The organism is Herminiimonas sp. (assembly GCF_030655415.1).
Genome location: NZ_JAURVN010000004.1, coordinates 579,931 through 601,814, shown reverse-complemented (window position 1 = coordinate 601,814; position 21,884 = coordinate 579,931). Strand labels below are relative to the sequence as shown.

At 50.2% G+C, this 21,884-nt stretch carries 18 protein-coding genes; 2 read left to right on the top strand and 16 right to left on the bottom strand.

Annotated elements, in window-relative coordinates; all coding sequences use genetic code 11:
- Window positions 1-5 precede the first annotated feature (5 nt).
- The 6 genes from Q7T66_RS05485 to Q7T66_RS05460 form a co-directional block, all read right to left on the bottom strand.
- A complete protein-coding gene (locus tag Q7T66_RS05485; protein ID WP_304932308.1) occupies window positions 6-1,286 on the bottom strand; it encodes an acyl-CoA dehydrogenase family protein in 1,281 nt (426 codons plus the stop codon).
- Window positions 1,287-1,313: 27 nt separating this feature from the next.
- Window positions 1,314-2,270: an aliphatic sulfonate ABC transporter substrate-binding protein gene (locus Q7T66_RS05480; RefSeq protein WP_304932307.1), complete on the bottom strand. Its 957-nt coding sequence runs from the start codon at window positions 2,268-2,270 to the stop codon at window positions 1,314-1,316.
- Between the two features lie 70 nt (window positions 2,271-2,340).
- Window positions 2,341-3,072 (bottom strand): ABC transporter ATP-binding protein, encoded by a 732-nt coding sequence (locus tag Q7T66_RS05475; RefSeq protein WP_304932306.1) that lies wholly within the window; start codon window positions 3,070-3,072, stop codon window positions 2,341-2,343.
- A 9-nt stretch (window positions 3,073-3,081) separates the two neighbouring features.
- Window positions 3,082-3,963, bottom strand: a complete 882-nt coding sequence (locus Q7T66_RS05470; protein WP_304932305.1) for an ABC transporter permease — start codon at window positions 3,961-3,963, stop codon at window positions 3,082-3,084.
- A gap of 47 nt (window positions 3,964-4,010) precedes the next feature.
- The gene (locus tag Q7T66_RS05465; RefSeq protein WP_304932304.1) at window positions 4,011-5,003 is read right to left on the bottom strand and encodes an aliphatic sulfonate ABC transporter substrate-binding protein; all 993 of its coding nucleotides are present in this window, start codon (window positions 5,001-5,003) and stop codon (window positions 4,011-4,013) included.
- A gap of 226 nt (window positions 5,004-5,229) precedes the next feature.
- Complete coding sequence (locus Q7T66_RS05460) at window positions 5,230-7,926, bottom strand: EAL domain-containing protein (RefSeq protein ID WP_304932303.1); 2,697 nt, start codon at window positions 7,924-7,926, stop codon at window positions 5,230-5,232.
- 338 nt (window positions 7,927-8,264) lie between these two features.
- Here Q7T66_RS05460 and fumC point away from each other — a divergent pair, with 338 nt between their 5' ends.
- On the top strand, window positions 8,265-9,653 hold the full coding sequence (gene fumC, locus Q7T66_RS05455) for a class II fumarate hydratase (RefSeq protein WP_304932302.1): 1,389 nt from the start codon (window positions 8,265-8,267) through the stop codon (window positions 9,651-9,653).
- Between the two features lie 24 nt (window positions 9,654-9,677).
- On the opposite strand, the gene Q7T66_RS05450 is transcribed toward fumC, so the two are convergent.
- The 4 genes from Q7T66_RS05450 to Q7T66_RS05435 all read right to left on the bottom strand — a co-directional run bounded on the left by Q7T66_RS05450 (window position 9,678) and on the right by Q7T66_RS05435 (window position 12,191).
- Window positions 9,678-9,956, bottom strand: coding sequence for a GlsB/YeaQ/YmgE family stress response membrane protein (locus Q7T66_RS05450; RefSeq protein ID WP_304932301.1), 279 nt, complete (start codon window positions 9,954-9,956; stop codon window positions 9,678-9,680).
- 181 nt (window positions 9,957-10,137) lie between these two features.
- Window positions 10,138-10,671 carry a hypothetical protein gene (locus tag Q7T66_RS05445; RefSeq protein WP_304932300.1) on the bottom strand — a complete coding sequence of 178 codons (534 nt, stop codon included), beginning with the start codon at window positions 10,669-10,671 and terminating at the stop codon, window positions 10,138-10,140.
- 95 nt (window positions 10,672-10,766) lie between these two features.
- On the bottom strand, window positions 10,767-10,985 hold the full coding sequence (locus tag Q7T66_RS05440; protein WP_304932299.1) for a CsbD family protein: 219 nt from the start codon (window positions 10,983-10,985) through the stop codon (window positions 10,767-10,769).
- Window positions 10,986-11,249: 264 nt separating this feature from the next.
- A complete protein-coding gene (locus tag Q7T66_RS05435) occupies window positions 11,250-12,191 on the bottom strand; it encodes a YihY/virulence factor BrkB family protein (protein WP_304932298.1) in 942 nt (313 codons plus the stop codon).
- Window positions 12,192-13,017: 826 nt separating this feature from the next.
- Between Q7T66_RS05435 and Q7T66_RS05430 the strand changes: the two genes are divergently transcribed.
- Window positions 13,018-15,033: a PAS domain-containing protein gene (locus Q7T66_RS05430; RefSeq protein ID WP_304932297.1), complete on the top strand. Its 2,016-nt coding sequence runs from the start codon at window positions 13,018-13,020 to the stop codon at window positions 15,031-15,033.
- Window positions 15,034-15,220: 187 nt separating this feature from the next.
- Here the strand turns inward: Q7T66_RS05430 and Q7T66_RS05425 are convergent, their stop codons facing one another.
- The 6 genes from Q7T66_RS05425 to Q7T66_RS05400 all read right to left on the bottom strand — a co-directional run bounded on the left by Q7T66_RS05425 (window position 15,221) and on the right by Q7T66_RS05400 (window position 21,748).
- Window positions 15,221-15,700, bottom strand: coding sequence for a response regulator (locus tag Q7T66_RS05425; RefSeq protein ID WP_370691611.1), 480 nt, complete (start codon window positions 15,698-15,700; stop codon window positions 15,221-15,223).
- A 21-nt stretch (window positions 15,701-15,721) separates the two neighbouring features.
- On the bottom strand, window positions 15,722-16,354 hold the full coding sequence (locus Q7T66_RS05420) for a response regulator transcription factor (RefSeq protein WP_304932296.1): 633 nt from the start codon (window positions 16,352-16,354) through the stop codon (window positions 15,722-15,724).
- Between the two features lie 27 nt (window positions 16,355-16,381).
- Window positions 16,382-17,494 (bottom strand): sigma-54-dependent Fis family transcriptional regulator, encoded by a 1,113-nt coding sequence (locus tag Q7T66_RS05415; protein WP_304932294.1) that lies wholly within the window; start codon window positions 17,492-17,494, stop codon window positions 16,382-16,384.
- Window positions 17,495-17,668: 174 nt separating this feature from the next.
- A complete protein-coding gene (locus Q7T66_RS05410; protein WP_304932293.1) occupies window positions 17,669-18,781 on the bottom strand; it encodes a YbdK family carboxylate-amine ligase in 1,113 nt (370 codons plus the stop codon).
- Between the two features lie 14 nt (window positions 18,782-18,795).
- On the bottom strand, window positions 18,796-19,998 hold the full coding sequence (locus tag Q7T66_RS05405) for a cation:proton antiporter (protein WP_304932292.1): 1,203 nt from the start codon (window positions 19,996-19,998) through the stop codon (window positions 18,796-18,798).
- A gap of 391 nt (window positions 19,999-20,389) precedes the next feature.
- Window positions 20,390-21,748 (bottom strand): NAD(P)/FAD-dependent oxidoreductase, encoded by a 1,359-nt coding sequence (locus tag Q7T66_RS05400; RefSeq protein WP_304932331.1) that lies wholly within the window; start codon window positions 21,746-21,748, stop codon window positions 20,390-20,392.
- Between the last annotated feature and the right edge of the window lie 136 nt (window positions 21,749-21,884).

The window sequence follows — 21,884 nt, the reverse complement described above, 5'->3', positions numbered from 1 at the left end:
AGTGCTTACGAATAGATAGAAGGCACAGGAACTTCACCAGTCAACACCCACTGACCGATATCTTTCAATTTGTAATCCAGAGAATCATGCAAGGTGTGCACGCGTACATTGCGCCAGAAGCGGTCGAAGCCATATTTGGCTGCCGTGGCACGCGCACCCATCACTTCAAATATTTTTGATGTGATATCGAGTGCGGCACGCGCTGCTGCAATTTTCGCTTCATAGATAGTCACGGCAAGTTGACCGCGTTCTTCCGCAGTCAAATCATCGCCTTTATCCCAAGCACGTTGCAATTGCAAGGCGGCAGCTTCTGCCAAGGCAATCGCACCACGCAATGCTATCCACAGATCACCGTAATGTTGCTGCGTGAATGGATCATCAATGGCTCTATCCAGTCCGGATGTGAACCAAGGACGACCTTGCTCATGCGTATATTTCCACGCATTCAGCAATGCGCCTTGGGCGTTGCCGATGTAGATCTCGATCAGGATTAATTGCGATACTAAGGTACGTAAAGTTGCACGCGGTGTGCCGGATGTTCCCGGTGGGCCGAGCACTTCATTTTTCTCTACGCGGACTTTATCGAAAGTGACAGAGCCGCTATCGGTTTGACGCTGACCTAGATTGTCCCAATCGTCCAATACCTTGACGCCGGTGCGCGAAGTTGGGATAGACAGGAACACGCGATCCGCCGGATCAGCCGAACGCGGCGCCGTGATGTTGATCATGTCAGAGCCGGTCGCACCCGAGCAGAATGACTTGATGCCATTCAGTTCGTAATAGCCGCCACTGCCGCTGTCATCGTTACCTTCGCCTTCACGCAATGTGAGCGTGGCGCGTGTATCGAGGCCATTGGTTGCATTACCCCAGAACCAGTTTTCGCTCACCGTTTTGCCGAGGTAAAGCGACTTCTGTTCCGGGTTACCAAACAACACAACACTTGCGACTTGCAGATGTTGAAAGCCGAATAGATGTGCGAGCGAACTATCAACTTCAGCGAAGCGTCGAATGATTTTATAGATCGTTGGCCACGGGGTTTCCGGTCCGCCGAATGCTGCCGGCACGGACAGTTTTAGCAAGCCGCTGTCGCGCAGCGCTTGTCGTTCAGTCCATGCGGTGCCACCACTACGATCGCGTTCGGTTGCTGTCAGCGCCAATGCCGCTGCAGTGTTCTCAACCGCCTCGCTCAGCGTACCAAAATCACGTTGCACCAGATGTGCTGGCGTGTAAGTCGGAGCAGTCGTAGCGTTCTGTGGCAGTTCGCCGAGTTTGAGTAATTGACCCATGGCCGTTTATTCCAATGCAATATTAATTTAAAAAACAGGTACAGCAGTGGCGTTGACTTTCTTCGGCAGCAAACCTTCGGCCAGGAATGCATCAGCGATTTTTTGTTGCTCAGCCAAACGTTCTGGCAAGACTGCACGCACGTCATAGCTGCGGCGCGCATTCGCTTGTTCGACGGTTGCTACATCCAGACCCCAGACCGGTGCCAACAAAGTTGCTGCATCGCGTGGTGATTGCTTGACCCATTTACCAGTTTCCACCAGCGAATCGACGATGACTTTGACGACATCCGGACGCGCTTTTGCAAATGGTGTCGATGCCAGGTAGTAGCGTTGATAATCAGCCAGACCACGACCATCGCTCAATACGCGCACTTGCGATTGACGTTCTACTGCTGCCAAAAATGGATCCCAGATTACCCACGCATCAATCGCGCCACGCTCGAATGCAGCACGGCCATCGGCTGGTGCCAAATAAGCGAGTTGAATGTCTTTCAAGGACAGGCCGGCTTTTTCCAACGCAGCGATCAACAGATAATGTGCGCCTGCCGCTTTGGCAAAGCCGATACGTTTGCCGCGTAAATCAGCCAGCGTTTTGATCGGTGAATCGGCCTTCACGACAATTGCTTGTGCACTTGGTGATGGCGCTTCTTGTGCGATGTAGGTCAGTTGTGCACCAGCTGCCAAGGCAAAGACCGGTACCGTATCGGCAACGTCGGCTGAGACGTCAACTGCACCGACGTTCAATGCTTCGAGCAATGGCAAGCCGCTGGCAAATTCGTGCCATGTAACTTTGACGCCCAATGCGCCCAGACGTTGTTCCAGCGTAGCGCGGGTTTTCAACACGGTGATCAGGGTCGATGATTTTTGGTAACCGATACGGACGGTGTCAGGTGCTTTTTGCGCATGCGCTGGCGCGATCGCCAAGAGTGGCAACAGCGTCAGTGCGGCGATGACTTTACGTCGAAAATTGCTTACTACTTTCATGTGTTTCTCCAGATGTTGATAAAGCATGCTTGTGCGTGCCGATGTAAATGTTTGAGGCTAATGCTTATATTTAAACTACGTGGTTTTCTTCCAGAACTTTGAGGATGTCGTCGCGTGCTTGCGTTAGTTCAGGTGCATGACGACTGCGCGGTCTTGCTAGCGTGACGGCGGTTTCATCGATGATGTTGCCGTCGCCCATGGTCAATACGCGATCGCTCAGGTACGCGGCTTCGTCAATGTCATGCGTGACCAGCAAGACGGCGAAATCATGTTGTCGCGCCAACGTCGTGAGTAGATCCTGCAGCCGCATACGCGTAAATGCATCGACTGCCGAGAACGGTTCATCCAGCAACAATAAACGCGGTTGATTGAACAGGCCACGCGCAATCGCTGCACGTTGCGCCATACCGCCGGATAGATTTTTAGGCAGGTAATCAATGGCATCGCTCAAGCCGACTTCATGCAGCAAATTCTCGATGCGCACTCTGATGTTGATATTTTTGTCGTTGCTGTTGAAGCCTACGTTTTCTGCAACGGTAAGCCACGGCAGCAAGCGCGGCTCCTGAAAAATCAGGCCGATGTCTTGTGTAATGCCGTCCAGCTTTTTCCCGTTAAGAGATATCTCTCCGCTGAATTGCCTATCAAGCCCGGCGATCAAGCGCAGCAGGGTACTTTTTCCACAACCTGATTTGCCAACCAGACTGACGATTTCGCCAGCTTGAATTTGCAGCGTGACATCTTGCAGAACGGTGCGATCAGCAAAGCTTTTATTGCGTACATGGAGGTCGAGCAGAACTGTCATTGCTTTCCCTTAAACCGCACGTGTAGCGAGTGAATCAGACCAGGCCAGCTTGCGAGTTTCCAGCCACTTCAAAACGCCATCAGTCAGCTTGCCTAAAATCGCGAGCAAGATGATGGCTGCCAATACGACATCAGGACGACTGGTTTCGCGGCCATCGGTCAGCAAATAACCTATGCCTTTGGTTGCCGCAATCAGCTCTGCTGCGACCAGGAACATCCATGCCAGCGACAAGCCATTGCGCAAGCCTGTGAACAAGCTAGGCAAGGCGGCCGGCAAGACGATGCGGTGTGCGAGTGCGATGGAGGACAAGCTGTACATCTCGCCCAGCTCGATCAGCTTGCGATCGACGTTACGTATGCCGGATACCAAGCCGAGATAAATAGGGAAGAAAGCGCCGATGGCGATCAATGTGATCTTCGGCGTTTCATCAATACCAAACCAAAGTAGCAGCAGCGGTACCCAGGCGAGGCTGGGGATGGCGCGCAAAGCTTGAAAAGTTGGTTCGAAAAACGCTTCTGCATGTTTGCTCAAACCTACCAACAAGCCGAATGCAATGGCGAGTACTGCACCGATGGCATAGCCGGAAAATACGCGTGCCACACTGGCAAAAATATGTGTGAACAAACCTTGCTCGGCAAGGCTGGAAAGCGTTTGCACAATCTCTGTCGGTGGCGGCAGCAAGCGTGCCTGTACCCAGCCGAAATGCGCAGCGGTTTCTGCCAGCACGAGCAAGGCGATAGGCAATATCCAGCCGAGCCATGCGATGCGACTTTTTGCAGATATTGCGGAAGAGTTGTTCGCCACCTTGGCGGCGCGCACATTGTGTGTGCGTGCGTCTGTGTGCTGACCGATGCGGGTGGCAATCGGATTGAACGATGCGCTGTTATCCATGGTGACGACTCCTTACACTGTCTGTTTGCTGCTTATGTTTTGCTGATTTAGTTCGTTGCTTTTTTAGGAAGCGATTGCACGAAGCTTGGATCGATCAAATCATTGATGACTTTGTTGACGTCAGTTCCTTTTTTAACCAGATCTTCTTGCAGCAAGATAGGTGCAGCGGCTTGCAATGCATCGCGATGTTCACGGCCGATATAAGGATTGGAGAAATCAGTTCGATTCAATTGAACCTTGGCGACTGCCAATGAAATTTTTGCTTCATCAGCTTGAATTTGTGACGCTTCTTTTGGATTAGCCAGGACCCACAATCTTGCACGCTCATAGGCTGCGATAACTTGCTTCACTTGTTCAGGATATTTTTTCGCGAAGTCTTCCGTTACGTTCAGGAAGCCATAAGTGTTGAAGCCGACATTGCGATACAAAAGACGCGAGTTGGCTTGCAATTCGCTGGCAGCCATGTGTGGATCAAGGCCGGCCCACGCATCGACGCGACCGGTTTCCAGTGCGGCACGACCATCGGCGTGTTGCAGGTGGACGATTTCTACATCGGATTTCTTGATGTTATGCAGCTTCAATGTGCGCAACAGGAACAGGTAAGGATCGGTGCCTTTGGTTGCAGCGATTTTTTTGCCCTTCAAATCGGCGACGGTTTTGATCGGTGAGTCTTTGGCGACAACTAATGCGGTCCATTCAGGACGCGAGTAGACATAAACACTCTTGATTGGATTGCCGTTTGCGCGCGATAACACAGCGGCCAAACCGGCGGTACTGCCGAAGTCGATACTATTTGCGCTCAAGTATTCCAGCGCGCGATTGCTGCCTTGTGACAGCGTCCATTTCACTTTGACGCCACTAAGTTTCAGCGATTCTTCCAGCCAGCCGAAATGTTTCAGCACCAGGCTGGTAGGCGAGTAGTAGGCGTAATCGAGACGAACTTCTTCTGGTGTTGCCGCTGCGGCATTGAAGGACAGCGTTGCTGCAAATAGTGTTGCGGACAAGAGCGATGCACTCTTGATGAAATTTCTGCGATCCATATTTTCCCTTGATGTGAGTGCGCAATACCGCGCTGATTGATTGCTGACGCTTGTTATCGATTCGTCTTGTTATCTGGAAATGAACTTAAGAATCGAAGCTTAACGACGACAACCTGCTAAAGGAACGAATCTCTTCGCGGATGCATTATCGGTTTTCGCATAAGCCGGTTTCTGCATAAGGTCATGCAGAAAGTGGTGGAGAATTTTCAGAGGGACATGGAAAGAATCAGGCGAGCGCGGCCACATGCTGCTCACGCAGCAAAGTTTCAATCTGATCCGCAGGCAGAGGTTTGCAGAAAAAGTAACCTTGCATCTCATCGCATTGCTGCGCGCGCAGAATATCCATCTGACTTTGCGTTTCCACGCCTTCTGCAATCACATTGAGTTTCAGATGATGTGCCAGCGAGATGATCGATGAAACGATGGAGGCATCGTCGCGGTTGATGGCGATATCGCGTACGAATGAGCGATCGATCTTCAAGGTATCGATAGGGAAGCGTTTCAAATAAGCGAGGCTCGAATGACCAGTACCAAAATCATCGACTGACAATTGAATGCCCAAGGATTTCAAATCACGCAAGGTCAGAATATTGCGTTCGATATCCGTCATCACCGAACTCTCGGTTAATTCTATCTCGAGGAAACGTGGCGCTAAGCCGGTTTCTTCCAATGTCGATTTAATCGATTCCAGCAAACTGGATTGCGTAAATTGTCTGGCCGATAAATTAACGGCCATGCGTAGATTGGTAAATCCCATCTCGTGCCACGCCTTGGCTTGTTCGCAAGCAGTTCGCAATACCCATGCACCCAAGGGAATAATCAAACCGGTTTCTTCCGCCAGACTGATGAAACTACCGGGTTGCACCATGCCGAGAATAGGATGATTCCAGCGCACTAGTGCTTCTACGCCAACGATCGCACCGCTTTGCAAATCGACTTGCGGCTGGTAATGCAAGATCAGTTCATTGAGCTCGACTGCATGACGCAATTCACCTTCTATGCGCAAACGTTCTAAGGCCTGATCGTTCATCGCCGGTGTATAGAACTGGAAGGTGTTGCGCCCCAATTCCTTGGAGCGATACATCGCGACATCGGCATGCGCGATCAGGCTGGCAGCGTCGTCGCCATCATTCGGATAAACCGCGATGCCGACGCTGCAACTCAAGAAGAAATCGCTGCCTTGAATTTTCAACGGTTGCGTGATGGTTTCCATGATGCGATCTATCACGTCGGATGGATAGCCGGATGGACCATCGCCACATTCCGGCAATACCAGAACGAATTCGTCACCGCCGAGGCGTGCGACGGTATCTGATTCGCGTACCGATGCCTGCAATCGATCCGAGACTATTTTCAACAAGGCATCGCCAGCCTGATGGCCCATCGTATCGTTGACGAACTTGAATCTATCCAAATCGACCAATACCACCCAGACTGAATGGCCGTTGCGTGAGGAAAAGGCGATGGCGTTTTCCAACCTGTCTTGCAATAAGGCGCGATTCGGCAAGCCGGTCAATACATCGTGGCTAGCCAGTCTGTGCAGCGTGGTCTCGTATTGCTTCATCGGCGTGATGTCGCTCATCGCCGCGACGAAGTGCGTAGTGCGGCCGTCGTCATCCTTGACGGGGGCGACGTACAGATCATTCCAGAACAACGAACCATCCTTGCGATAGTTGCGCAGCACGGCTTTGCCTTCGCGTTTTTCCAAGAGCGCGCTGCGGATTTCATGCAAGCCGGATTGTCCCAGATCATTACCCAACAAGAAAACACTGTTGCGGCCTATGACTTCGGTAGCGGCGTAGCCGGTAATGCGTTCGAAGGCCGGGTTCACATATTCAATCGCGAAGTCCGGTGCCTGCGCGCTGGAAATGATGACCGCATTTGCGCTGCATTCAATTGCCCGTTCTCGCAGTCGCAATGCTGCTTCTGCAGCTTGGCGGCCGGTTCGATCTCGATGCGATCTGAGTTGTACTGTGACGCGTTGCGCCAGGCTGACTAGCAGTGCGACTTCTTGCGCGTCAAACGCATCAGGTTCGGATGCGTACACATTAAAGACGCCTATCATCGTGTCGCCATCGGCCATAGGCAAAACGAGTTTTGAATAGAAGCCGCAACGCATTGCTTCTTCACGCCACGGTGTCGGACTCATATCGCTGGCAAAATAATTTGCGACGGCTGGACGGCGTGTTGCGAGTGCCTTCGCAATTGCGCTGGTACCGGTGCCGCCTGCTTGTAACGGTGTCTTCAACGCATCGAAATAATTCTTGTGCTCCTGCGTGACGCCTACAGGTGTAATCGCGCCGTCATTTTCCAGTATGCCGGCCCATGCCATCCGATAACCGGTTGCTGTAACGACTCGGCATATCCCTTGCAGCAAGGCGTTTTCTTCTGTTGCTTCTGCAATCACGTCTTCGCAATCATGGATCGCACGCAAAGCGCGATTGCTGCGCGCTAACGCAACTTCCAAATGATGACGCGTGGTGATGTCGGTGCCTGCCAGCTTGATATGGCTATCGTGTTCATCAATGCCGGCAATCAGTTGCGCGCTATATTCTATCCAGCACGGACTGCCATCTTGCCGATTGATACGCAGCCTCAATGTTTGCCTGGGTTCTTGTTCTATCGATGCAATGACGGCGCGTGCCTGTTCTCTATCGGCGGGCGCAATGCTTTCCAGCCAGAGTTCGGGATGCGCATAAAACAGTTCGGGCGAACGGCCATAAATTTCCTCTACCGTAGGACTGGCATAAGCCACTTGTCCATCCGCGACGCGCAAGACCCAGATGATTTTATCTGTCGCCAGGAAACCGTCAGCCGCCGGATCAGATAAGTAGGCCGGACGTTTTCTTGTGCCGCGCTGCAATCCCTTGCTTACGTAACCGACGAGCGCACTGAACCCTGCCTGCAAGGCTGGCAAATTCATGACAACTGCTTTTCGGATAAGTGGCTCCATGCAAAGGTGTGCTTGCTTGCGATTCAGGATGAGAGCGGCGTGGTGATTTAAAAATGGAAAGACAACACATTCGTGTTGATCTAGTGCAACAAGATTCTAAGGTAATTAAAATTGGATTCAGTCGAATTTTTCCGAATATGGATATGCTGAATCTGAGTAGCATTTTTTTCTGTCTGATATCGTGTGGAATAAATGAAGTCGCTCGCGTCAATTTGGCCAGCACTGCAAGTTGCTACTTGAATATCGTCGAAATGTTTTTAGTGCATGATGGAACACACAAGCACACGTACATCTTTAAGGACTGAAACATGAAAACAAGAATGGAGCGCGACACCTTTGGCTTGATCGAGGTAGACAACGAACATTTATGGGGCGCACAAACGCAGCGCTCGCTTGAACACTTCAAAATATCGACCGAGAAGATGCCGCATGAGTTGATCGTCGCACTCGCTGAAGTCAAACGTGCGGCGGCAATTGTTAATCGCGATTTGGGCAAGCTGGATAAGCAGAAGGCCGCCGCGATAGTCAGCGCGGCGGAGGAAGTCATCGCCGGGCTGCATCCAAATGAATTTCCATTAGCCGTGTGGCAGACCGGTTCTGGCACGCAGAGCAATATGAACATGAACGAGGTGCTGGCCAATCGCGCATCGGAGTTGTCGAATGGCGAGCGTGGTGACAAACGTCTGATTCATCCTAACGATGATGTGAATCTTGGGCAGTCATCCAACGACATCTTCCCGACGGCGATGTATGTGGCGGCTGCAATCGGCGTCAGCAAAAATCTATTGCCGCAGATCGCCAAATTACGTCAAACCTTGCAACAGAAATCTGAAGAATTTTCCGATATCGTCAAAATCGGTCGTACTCATTTGCAGGATGCAACGCCGTTGACGCTGGGTCAGGAATTCTCCGGCTATGTGGCGCAACTTGAATATGCCGGCTCTGCGATTACAGCCTTGCAGCCTGCATTGCACGAACTTGCAGCTGGCGGCACAGCGGTAGGCACAGGTTTGAATACGCATCCAGAATTTGGCGTACGCATTGCAACTGAGCTGGCGCAACGAACTGGTGTGCCGTTTAAAACTGCGACAAATAAATTCGCTGCATTGGCAGCGCACGACGCCTTGGTCAGCGTGCATGGTGGCTTGAAGACATTTGCTGCCGCCATGATGAAAATTGCCAACGATGTGCGCTGGCTGGCATCGGGCCCGCGTTCCGGTTTAGGTGAACTCAGCATTCCTGAAAACGAACCTGGCAGTTCCATCATGCCGGGCAAGGTCAATCCTACGCAGAGCGAAGCCGTCACGATGTTGTGTTGTCAGGTATTTGGCAATGATGTGGCGATCAACTTTGGTGGTGCATCCGGCAACTTCGAGCTGAATGTTTTCAAGCCGCTGCTGGCACATAATTTTTTGCAAAGCGTGCGTTTGCTCAGCGACGGTATAAATAGTTTCGATGAACATTGCGCGCATGGCATCGTTGCCAATCGCGATCGGATCGATGAGTTGATGGGACGTTCATTGATGTTGGTGACGGCCTTGGCACCGCATATCGGTTACGACAAGGCGGCGAAGATCGCGAAGCAGGCGCATCACGATGGCAGCACTTTGAAGGAAACTGCCTTGGGCTTGGGATTTGTTACCAGCGAAGAGTTTGATCTTTGGGTACAGCCGCAGGACATGATTCATCCAAAATAAATGGATGCATGGTTATGCGCCGAATTAGTGTTTGTTAAATTGATCGAAGGTATTCACGATGATCAATAAGACGAGTGCACTGGCTATCGCAACCAGCATTTTGGCATTACTGTAGTGTTGCGGATTGATGGCGCCTGTTCCAAAAATTGGTGCCAATAAACTGCCGCCGACCAGCGCACCTGCAGCGCCGGTAACGATATTAATGAGCAGTGCATTGCTTTGTGCGCGCTTTAATACGTACAAGACGGTACCTGTCATCGCGCCGACAACGCTGCCTGCAATTATCCAGATCAGTAAATTCATGATGAATGCTTTCTAAAGAATCAAGATTCAACCACCCATCGAAGAGATGCTGTAATAAATAAAAGCGATGATAAAAAGCGGCCTCACTAATTGCTTAGTGAGGCCGCTTTTCTTCTGTTAGCTGCTACGTCAGTCGCTCATTTAAAGTGACGAACGTAGCTGGTTTAACAGATGAAGCTACTTATTTTGCAGCAGCAACACAACGCGATTTTTCAGCGCCGGTCAAAGCATCACATTTTTCTTTTTGCACAGCAACGTTAGCGTCGTGTTTGTCTTCACGAGCGTCTTTTTTTGCTTCTGAAACTTCTTTACCAGCTTTAGCGTCAGCAACTGCTGCTGTTTTTGCAGCTTTAGCTTCTTTTACGCAAACGTCTTTGTTGTTGCCTGTCATGTCATCGCATTTTTCTTTCGCAACTTCATAGTTTGCATCAGCGATGTCGGTGCGTGCTTTTTTACGAGCAGCATCTGTGCCTTTGTAAGCGGCTTCAGCTTCTGCCGTCGTTTTTACTTGAGCAGCTTTCGCTTCTTTTTGGCAAACGTCTTTGGCATTGTCTTTGTGGCTGTCGCAGGCTTCTTTTGCTACTTTGTAGTCGGCATCAGCTTTTTTCTTGGTCGCATCGTACGATGCTTTTGCTTCAGCTGGTGCTGCATACGATGTAGCGATGAAGCCAAAGCTTGCGCTTGCCATAACGATCATTGAGAGTGCTTTTTTCATGAGGTTTCCTTTTAATTTTTTATTTGGAGTGGTCTGGCAATCAAGTGCGTAATGCAATTTTGTAATTGTCACTCCGCGCCTGATTTGATGCGTTCTTACAGGAAGCGTTTGTCGTCGCGATTACGATCTTCAAACGATTTGATTTGCTTTTCAGCTTCATCTTTGCTCACGCCGTAAGCTTCTTGAATCTTGCCGGCGAGTTGATCGCGTTTGCCTGCGATCGTATCAAGATGGTCATCAGTAAGTTTGCCCCACTGTTCTTTGACATTGCCCTTGAGCTGTTTCCAGTTACCTTCGATAACGTCCCAATTCATAACATTCTCCTTAAGTGAATTTCATACGTTACGGCGACAGTGCCTGCATATCACTATGCAAAACATAGGCCAGGAGATTTATTTATAAAAATCAATAACTTATAAAAATATTTATTATTGATGTGTAAATAGCGCAGGGTAAGTTGCAAAGCCTACATGTGAGAAATCAGGAGGGGCTTGCAGGACAACAGGAAGTACAACGCGAAGAGGGTGAGAGAAAAATGTAATAGAGACATACTGCGAACTTGCGGAAAAGACTGCGTACTACGCAACAGTGTTTACTTTTTCGTCGAGTTCTTTTTTATTTCGCAAGGTACCAAACCACATAGCGTATTGACGCGTGAAGCTGGCGCCCAGAAAAAATATCTGCGCCGAGTAATAGACCCACAATAAAAGTGCGACCAATGAGCCGGCTGCGCCATAGCTGCTGGCAACGCCGCTATTGCCCAGATAAATTCCGATCAAATACTTGCCGAAGATGAAGAGCGCAGCAGTACCTAATGCGCCGATTGATACGTCGCGCCAGGATAGTTTGACTTGCGGCAGCATCTTGTAAATCACGGCGAATAAACAGGCGATGACGATGTATGCAAGCAGGTTCGACGCTGGCTGAAGAACGAATGCAGCATCTTTCCACAGCCCGCCCCAGTAGCGGTCCAGCAGCGCGAGTCCGGCGCTGATTACGAGCGAGACCAATAATAAAAACGCGAGTACCAGCACCATGCCAAACGATAGAACGCGCACGCGCAGTACTTGTATCCAGCCGGCTTGGCGCGCCATCGGAACATGCCAGATTTCATCCAGGCTGTCTTTTAATTCCGCGAACACCGTAGTGGCACCTATCAGCAGGAAGATGGTTGCAATGATGGTTGCGGTGTGGCTGATGTCCGGATTGTGCGCGTTGGCCAACAGCATCTCAATCGCTTGCGCGCCGCTGGGGCCGACTAATCCTGTGAGTTGCGTGAAGATCTCGCCACGTGCAGCTTGCGGGCCGAATACCGCACCCGCAATTGCGATGGCGAGCACCAGAATAGGCGCCATCGAGAACAGGGTATAGAACGCAACTGCCGCACCTTTGCTGCCGCCACGTTGTGCAAACCATTCCAGTATCGAACATGTGAAGACGATGCGCGCTCGCCGCCACACTGAAAAATTTTCAGCTTGCTCTTGTGGTTCTGACTCGGCTGTATTTTCTTGCGTGTTCATATGGCGACCATGAGGTAATAGCTGTATGCAAATCAACTGCGACTAGCTGCGCACGTCTATGCAGCGAGGTTGCTTGTTTGGCTCTAGTAAGAGTGACCGCGGGCTGGAAAGTTGCTACATAAAATCTTGCGTGCACATATAGGAATGTTTCGCAATACTCGCAATGTCCTACAGCTATATCAGGCTATTTCCTATAGAAACCACATGATGCTGTTGGTACGATGATGGTCATGTAAAGAAGAAAAAATGTTGCTGCAGCTGCTCTGCTTATAGCGCTGCTGTCAGTGATCACCACTACAATTTTTCAGGAGGCTATTATGGGTAAATATTTTCTTGCTTGGATATTAGGCGTGCCATTCTTTGTATTGGTATTGGTTTATCTGATTTTTTAAGATTGCCCGCCTTGTTAATCTGATGTTTGCTATGAAGTCTAATCTTCATAGCTCAACTTTATTAAAACGCGACTTAACCGTATGTCGCGCATAAGCAAAAACCCGCTCTCGCGGGTTTTTGCTTATTGGCATTCAAGTTGCCAATGGAAGGACAGGACTATTTCGCTGGATTAATATCGGAGAAAGCGTTTGCAGCCGCGAAAGATACTGCTATGCTTCTCTATGAAAGCAACATGATTTCAGAGCAGCAGGCTATAAGATTCGTTCTGAAAATATCTGCAGATGCAGTATTCAGAAGCTGTAAAAAATCCCTCAAGAAAAATCATCATAAATAAGTCGTCGCGGCTGAGTTATTACAGTCAGGCGTGTGTTATTCGAAGCAGGAAGATAATTTTTGTCTCATCCTGTTGTCTTATTCGTAGTGGAGTTAGCCCATGTTTCAATCAGCGGGACATCGTAAATCCTTTACTTTTCTGATTGCGCCTCTCATTGCCGCGGCATTCATTTTGACTGTCGGTATTGTCGCCATTTATAACGCAGCGCATGACTTCTGGATTCTGGACTATCGCTTGTCCGATATTGTGCCGATCAGGATGAGCACAGGAATAGTGTTTTTCGTGACTGCGCTGGCATTGGCATTTCGCTCAATTCAAGTTACACATGGCACGGCCCGAAGGGTCGTCAAGCTGCTCGCTGCGGCATTTGCATTGTGTGTGATTGCGGCTGGTGCATCGGCATTGCTGCGGTATTTTTTTGGTTTCGATCTGGGTCTGGAAACCCTGTTCGCAAAAACTGGTGTGCAAGGCAAGTTCTGGCTGAATGAATCACCACTTGCAGCGCTGGGTTTTGTATTGGTCGGTCTTTGTCTTTTGCTCATCGATTATCGTACCTCCGGTGGTCATTACCCAACCGAATACGTCGCCTTCATCCTGATCGGCATGATGGGCATACCGTTGGTTGGTCAGCTATATAACGTGATGTCGGTTGGTGTGACAGAGGTTGCACGTACGGTGGTACCTTTTGTTTCCGTGACCTTCATGGTGCTTGGACTTGGCATCCTGGCGGCACGTCCTTCGCATCGCCTGATGCGTCTCTGGAATAGTCAATCGCCGGGTGGCCCAATTCTGCGCCGGCTGTTGCCGAACAGTCTGTTGATGCTGGTGATTCTGGATTTCGCAATTAAATGGGGCGTACAAAATCATCTCTACGATGCCAACATGGCATCGCCTTTATTGATCATGCTTAGCGGTACATTGCTGTTCATCATGTTTTGCCGTACTGCTGCGTTATTGAATCGTGAATACGAAGGGCGTCAAATTGGCGAAGCCGCACTGGCCGAAAGCAATGCCTTGTTGCGCGCCGTCAGCGATAACACGCCCGATGCAATTTTCGTAAAAGACCGTAACGGCCGCATGATTTTTGCCAATCCTGCCAAGCTGCGTTTACTTGGAAAAGAACGCGAGCAAGTAATCGGCTTGAGCAGCGACGAGTTGTATCTGGAAAAAGATGATGCGGCGCGCGTAATGGAAGAAGATCGCATTGTGATCCTGGGCGGCAAGCCGAAGACCTTTGAAACCACTACCCGCTATGCCTATGGAATGCGCACCATGCATTCGACCAAAGCACCGTGGCTGGACGCAAAGGGTCAAGTCATGGGCCTGGTTGGTATCAGTACCGACATCACGGATCGCAAGCGTATGGAAGATGCGTTGAAGGCACATGAGACGCAACTGGAAGCATTGGTTGCGGCGCGTACCTTTGAAGTCAGCGAACTAATCGGCCATCTTGAAACAACGCGTGAAGAAGAGAAACGTTCAATCGCCAGAGAATTGCATGACGATCTGGGGGCGGCGCTGACCGCATTGAACATGCATTTGTCCTTGATATTCCAGCAGATGCCGCCTGAGCCAAAATTTACTGAGCGTTCGGTCAAAATCAAGGCCTTGCTGAGTTCCATTACCGATGCAACGCGGCGTATTCAAAACGGTTTGCGTCCTGACAAACTGGATGTGTTTGGCGTCAAAATCGCCATCGCAGAACAGGCTGCGGAGTTTGAGAAATACACTGGCGTAGTGTGTAACGTCAATTTGCCTGACGACCAATTAGGCTACGCACCGCGCGTTGACATAGCCTTGTTCCGTATCGTGCAGGAAGCCTTGAACAATATCGCCAAGCATGCAAAAGCGACGCATGTCGATGTTGTGCTGGATGACGTCGATGATGAAATCGTGTTGACTGTGCGCGATAACGGCATTGGTATTCCTGCGGAAAATCCTGGCGGTATGAGCACTCATGGTTTGCGCGGCATGCGCGAACGGGTGGCTTATCTGGGAGGCACTGTCAGGGTGAACGGTGCGGACGGCAAGGGCACGACGATCGTCATCACGATTCCAAAAACACCGGAAAATACGCAAGTGGCTGATGACAATGTGCTGGAAGAAAACGGGTAATGCGATACGTGACTTAATGCTGCTTGCTGATGGGAGTTAGTTCGATTTGCAGACTAGCTCTAAGAATGAGCTGTTGCAGATAAGGCGGGTGAGGATGCTGATTTACAAGCGCAAGTGATAGCTTGTTGTCGCTACGTAGGATTTTAGATCAGTTATTGAAGTGCGACGATGCAGGTTTTTCTAAAGCTCAGTTTCGGCTGCGGCATTCACTATGAGCGTGACTCAACTCTTTTACCAATTCAAATAATTGCGGGAATTCTGAAGTCTTGTCGTAGAAGTGATTCACACCATACTGACGTCCAACACGTCTGAATACTTCAGTCGCATTATTACTGCAGATGATTTTCAAAGGATCGTAATCGCGTTTTTCCGATAATTGGCGCAGCAAATTAATGCCGTTGCCTTTTTTCAGTTGAATATCGACGATCAGAATATCGCAAGGAATAGTATTCAATTGATCCAATGCATCAGCCTCTGATTCAGACACGCCAGCTACCACTACGCCGGGAATCATCGCCAGGTTTTCTATCATCAGATCACGTACTTCGATAGAATCCTCTACCAGGAAGATACGCAATGGAGGACAACTTCCGTTAGTTGAATTATTTTTCACATCATTCATATAAGAATCGCATTTATTACTGATAACTGCAGTATCGAAAGACATGTCGTTCTAAACCTGAATTAATTAATCGATCAAATTTTGTTTGATAGCGTAATAGATAATGCCCGCGTTATTTTCCATATTCATCTTTTGCAAAACGCGCGCCCGATAAGTACTAACGGTTTTTACGCTCAGGCAGAGTTCATCGGCGATCTTGGTGACGCCGTGACCTTGACATAATTTATAGAAAATTTCGTATTCGCGCTTTGACAGCGTTTCATGCAGCGGTTTTTCCGCATTGGCATCAACTTCTGTCGTCAGCAATTCTGCGACTGTATGGCTGATGTATTTGTGACCGCGCAAAATGGTTTGAATCGCCGTGACCAGTTCTTCGGCCAGCGCTTCTTTTTGTACATATCCGCTGGCACCGCTACGCAGAATTTGTACCGCGTAACGGCTTTCCGGATGCATGCTCAAAATGAGTACAGGCAGATCGGGTTTTTCGCGCTTGATTTGCTTCAAGACTTCAACGCCGCTTTTATCCGGCATATTGATGTCGAGTAAAACGATATCCCAATCCTGCGAACGTACCAGACGTATGGCTTCCTGAGCAGTGGCTGCCTCGCCTTCGATACTCATGTCCGGCACTTGCGCAATAAAATACTGCACACCTGCGCGGACCACTGCATGATCGTCAACTACGAGAATTTTTACCATGATGAATACGTGTTTTTCAATTGAGTGCTAGTTACGAGCCGGCATACCGTAATGATTTGTGCGGTTAATCGGGTCAGGTATAAACAGCTTGGTTTGGTATTCATTGAGCCGATTGTAAAGTGTTTTAAGACTCACACCTAACACCTCTGCCGTCAAGGTCTTATTCCCGCCGCAGTGGCCCAGCGTGGCACAAATCAGTCGCTGTTCAGCGTCTGCCAACTTGCTTCCCAGCTGCACGGTGACACAATCTTCGGATTGTTCACTGGCACTTGCTTTGGCTGGATTGATACTCAATTTGATGTCGAGTTCCTGATCCGCAAGAATATAGCTGCGATGCACAATGTTTTTCAATTCACGGACATTGCCCGGCCATGTGTATTCATTCAACAAGCGGTAAGACGCTTTTGAAAAATGTTTGTTATTGCCTTCTTCCTCATTCAATTGAGCGAGGAAAAGATTCGCCAGCAAACGTATGTCTTCGCCGCGATCGCGCAGCTTGGGGACATGGATAGGGAAGACTGCCAGGCGATAGAAAAGATCGCTACGCAGCGTGCCGTTGGCGACTGCTTCCAGCGGGTCACGATTGGTCGCGGCAACTACACGTACTTTGACTTCTGTCTCTTCGTCAGCACCGATGCGATAGAAACGATTGGTTTCGAGTACGCGCAATAATTTGACCTGCATGTCCAGCGACATTTCTGTCACTTCATCGAGGAAAAGTGTGCCGCCGTCGGCGCGTTCAAAGCAGCCTTTTTGAGTGCGTACCGAGCCGGTAAAACTGCCGCGTTCAGAGCCGAACAGTTCTGCTTCAATCAGTTGCGGCGACACGGCGCCGCAGTTCAACGCAATGAAAGGTTGCGAGCTTTCTTTGCTTTTTTGATGGATGACATTAGCGACCAGTTCTTTGCCGGTCCCGCTTTCACCCACGATCAAGACGTTGGCATTGGTCGGTGCGACCTTGCCTATCATATTGAAAAGATGCAGCATGTTTTCCGATGCGCCGTATAGGTTGCCGCAACGGTGGTCTTTTTTGTAGGACGCGCCTAGCTCTTGCAGGCTGGCGGGTATGACAGCGAATTCTTGTGTATTTTGTGCCGGCATGCCGACAACATTGCCGTCTGTACTGTATCCGTTAGACATTGGTTTCTCCTCTGTTAAAACATCTTGCAAGTTTTACAGAGTCGATTGTGCAGGAAGGGCAAACTTTGCAGAATCGGTGATTTTCCGATTCGCTTGTGGGAATTGTCTTACAAAAATACAGTTGGACGGGTTGCCACTACTGCCGCAACCGCCTGGGATCGGAGGCAAGGCAACTTACTTTGCCATCCACACAGCACTTTGCTGGCGCACGACGTCGCTCAGCGAGCCGCTTTTTTCGTAGCAGGCGCGCAACCAGTCAGCGTCGGATTCGCTGGACAACACACGATGGCGCAGCAGTTCGATTGCATCGTCGGTACCCATTTCCTCAGCAACGTCCTTCAGCATCTCGAAGGTTTGCAGGATATCGTCCTTGATCGACGACTGCGTGCCGGTCAGCGGATTAATCAGCGCGCCGTTCAAGCCGAAGCGACAAGCCTGGAAGCGATTGTAGGAATAAGTCAGTGCCGTATCTGCAGTCGGATGCAAGTCACGTTGTGCGAAGAAGTACTTGCTCAAGGTTTGTGCATACGCACCTAAGGCCACGGCGGTTTCTATCGCCAGCGGTGTATCGCAGACGCGAATCTCGACCGTACCGTATTCAGGTTTGGGACGAATATCCCAATAAAAATCTTTCATGCTGGCGACTATACCCAGATTCGACATTTTGTTGAAGTAGGCGTTGAACTCATCCCAGCCGCTGACAAAGGGCATGGTGCCACTCAATGGGAATGCATTAATGCTGGTCAGCCGTGATGACTGGAACGTAGTGTCCACGCCTTGATAAAAAGGCGACGAAGCCGATAGCGTAATGAAGTGCGGCATGGTGCGTGCCAGCAGATGCGCAAGGCGAATCGCTTCATCGCCGCTAGGGCAACCGATATGAATGTGCTGGCCGTAGACGGTGAATTGTTTGGCCAGATAACCGTACAGCTCGGACACGAGGCGATAGCGATCGGTTGGATAAATACGTTGATCTTCCCAATGCTGGAACGGATGCGCGCCACCACCAGCGAGACCGAGATTAAGCTTGTCTGCAGCCGCTACAATCAAGGTGCGCATGGCGGTCAGCTCGGTCAGCATTTCATGATGATCGAGATGCACCGAGGTCGCGATCTCGAGCATGCTTTCGGTTATTTCCGGCTTGATATCGTAACCGTGCTCGGTCTTGTTGATGATCTGTAGCAGATCATCGGAACCGCGCGTCAGATTGTAATCACGTCGATTGACGATCTGCAGCTCGAGTTCTACGCCCATGGTCAGCGGCGTTGAGTTATTAAATTCCAGCATGAAAATTTCCTTGATCAGTTCTTGGCTTCGCCGGATGCGACCAGCGCATAGCGTGTGCAAATCGGGCCCAGCAATTCGAGGATCACGAGTATCGAAACAACCAGCGCTGTGAGTTGCGCGCCGAATTGCGGATAGTAGCCGACCGCGTGTTGCACCATAATGATGTTGAAACCGGACAGCGGTACCAAGCCAAGTCCGAGCAATGCGCCCTTGCGTACTGCGATGCCATTCAGTCGCGCCAGTCCAGTTGTCATGCCGACTGCGATCAGCAAACGCAAGGCGATGAAGGCGAGCACGATGGGCCACAAATCAAGCAGATGCGATAACTCTAGTTTGGCACCGGCAAAGACGAAGAGCGCAACATAGAACAAGCCGCTGAACTGGCTCAGATCTGGTTCGACAATCGCGTGACGTGCGTCATAACTACGGCTGGCGATACCAAACACTAGCAGTGCAATCAGCGCAGAAAGATTCAGCATGACGGCAATGCCGACCGTGCTCGCAATCAGTGCCAGCACGAGGATCAACTGTGCTTGACTGTCACGGCCCAGCCATTGACCTATCCAAACTAACAGGCGGCTGATTATCCAGCCTAGAGCAGCGGAACCAAGCAACAGGTACAGTGGATGCAGGATGTAACTTTCCCAACCGGCTTCATATTCAACGTGTACCGCCGCCAGACCCATGGAGAAAACCACGAAGGCGATCGCATTACCGATGACGACGATATTCAACATGCGCTCTGTGAGTTGACCTTCGGCCTTGACCTCACGTACCACATTCAAAATCACTGCAGGCGAAGTTGCCATGCCGAGCGCAGCCACCATGCTGGCAACCAGTTTGGTCACGCCGAATTGCGTGAGCAAGATGAAGAGGGCGATGAAGGTGGTGGTGCTGAGCGCAACGCCAGTAATCAGCAAACCTCTTTCACGCAGCAGCCATTTGTAATCGACACGACGTCCTAGTTCAAACAGCACGAGACCAAGTGCGAGATCGACCAACAAACTGATTTCACTCAGCAAGGCGACATCGATCAAGTTGAGCGCTGATGGACCTATCAACAGCCCGGTCAATACATATGCAGTGATGGCTGGCGCTTGTGGAAATATGCGGCGCAAAAGACGCGCACCCAGTACGCCGGCTATCAGCAGCAGGCCGGTTGCAGTCAGCACATTCAGTGCGTGCGGCATATTCGGAAAAAAACTATGTGATGTCATGCTATTCCCGGCAATTTAAAAATAAAGCGTCTCAAATTAATTGATCACGCATATTGTTGATGCAGGCTGTCTGGCCACTTTTGGTGACACTGCACAGCAGAGTGCCCGGATTGTTCTATCAGCTTCGTTCGCGGATTGTGCCGGGCAATTCACATGCTGTAGTGCAAGTGTTATCCGGTTTTGCAGTGCTCTGATGCATGTTATGCATCGTTGAACTCCTGCAGCGAAAAGACTTTGTTAATTAAAGGAACACTGAACGGAGATACCGTTTTATAAATTTGACTGCGGAAAGTGTAGCAGCAGTTTCAGAAAAAAGTCGCGCACTTTTTTCTGATGCCCATATACACAATATTTTTAATGCTCGTTTAGTGCATGAATCAATAGATGAGTCTTAATGCAATTTAACGCGCGGCGAAGTCTTGCGTTGCAGCCAATGTCCCAGCGTATCAGCAGCAGTGCGCACGTAACCATGTAGCGCGACCAGATGCATACGATACAGCGATATATAGAGCAGGCGCGCCATGATGCCTTCGATAAACAGTGTGCTGCCTATCAACGGCCCCATCAAATTACCGACTGCATCGAAGCGTCCCAGCGATACCAGCGAACCCAGATCGCGATATTCAAATTCAGGCAAGGCTTGGCCATCAAGGCGTTTCTTCAATGCATTGAAAAGAAAACTCGCTTGTTGATGTGCGGCTTGCGCGCGCGGTGGAACAGTACTGTTTTTCTCTGGCCAAGGGCAGGCAGCGCAATCACCGAAGGCAAAAATATCCGCATCGATTTCTGTTTGCAAAGTGCGCTGCACAACGATCTGTCCAAGACGATTTACCGGCAAGCCAAGCTCCGCCAAAATTGCTGGCGCACGTATGCCTGCTGCCCAAACAGTCAAGTCTGCTGGAATGCTATTGCCGTTTGCGAATATGACGGAATGCGCTTGCACTTCAGACACCTTCGCATCGGTCATGACATCGATGCCTAACTTGTTCAGCAGACCTGTAGTCTTGATCGATATCGGTTCTGGTAAGCCGGAAAGAATACGCGGCCCGGCTTCGATCACGGTGATACGAATATCGCGCAGCGGATCGAGGTGATGCAGTCCATAGGCGCCTAAAACTTCCGCGGTATTACGCAACTCGGCAGATAACTCGACGCCGGTCGCGCCAGCGCCGATGATCGCGACATTCAGCTTAGGATGCGCCTGACCTTCGTGGGTATCTATCGCATGTTCAGCGCGCATGCACAGACCGATCATGCGGCGGCGGAAGTGTTCAGCCTGACTCAAGGTATCGACGGCAATCGCATTTTTTTCTGCGCCTGGTACGTTGAAGAAATTGGTGATACTGCCTATTGCCAGTATCAGCGTGTCGTAGGCAATCTCGCGTTGCGGCAAGAGTTCCATGCCGTCGTCATCCAGCAAGCTGGCGATGGTGATCACTTTGCGCGCGCGATCCAGCCCGCGCAATTCGCCTTGCTGAAACACGAAGCGATGCCAGCGCGCTTGCGCGGCATATTCAAGTTGATGGGTATTCGCATCCATGCTGCCAGCCGCGACTTCATGCAGCAGGGGCTTCCAGATATGGGTAGATGAACGGTCGACCAGCGTGACGCTGATCTTGCCGGTTTTGCCTAGTTTGTTACCAAGCGCCGTGACCAGTTCTAGGCCGCCAGCACCGCCACCGACTACGACGATGCGGTGTACTGCAGATTTGGAAGCCGATGCAGAGAATTTGTTATCGAGATTATTCATGGTAGTCGGCATCTGCCTCTCCAATATTGTTATGGTGGTGTGTAAAAAATAAAATCAGCGAAAAGGCCGCTGCGTCTTACTTTCACATTTTAGATTTTCCCTATTAGCATACCGCATGTTGCCTGAGAGATTTGTA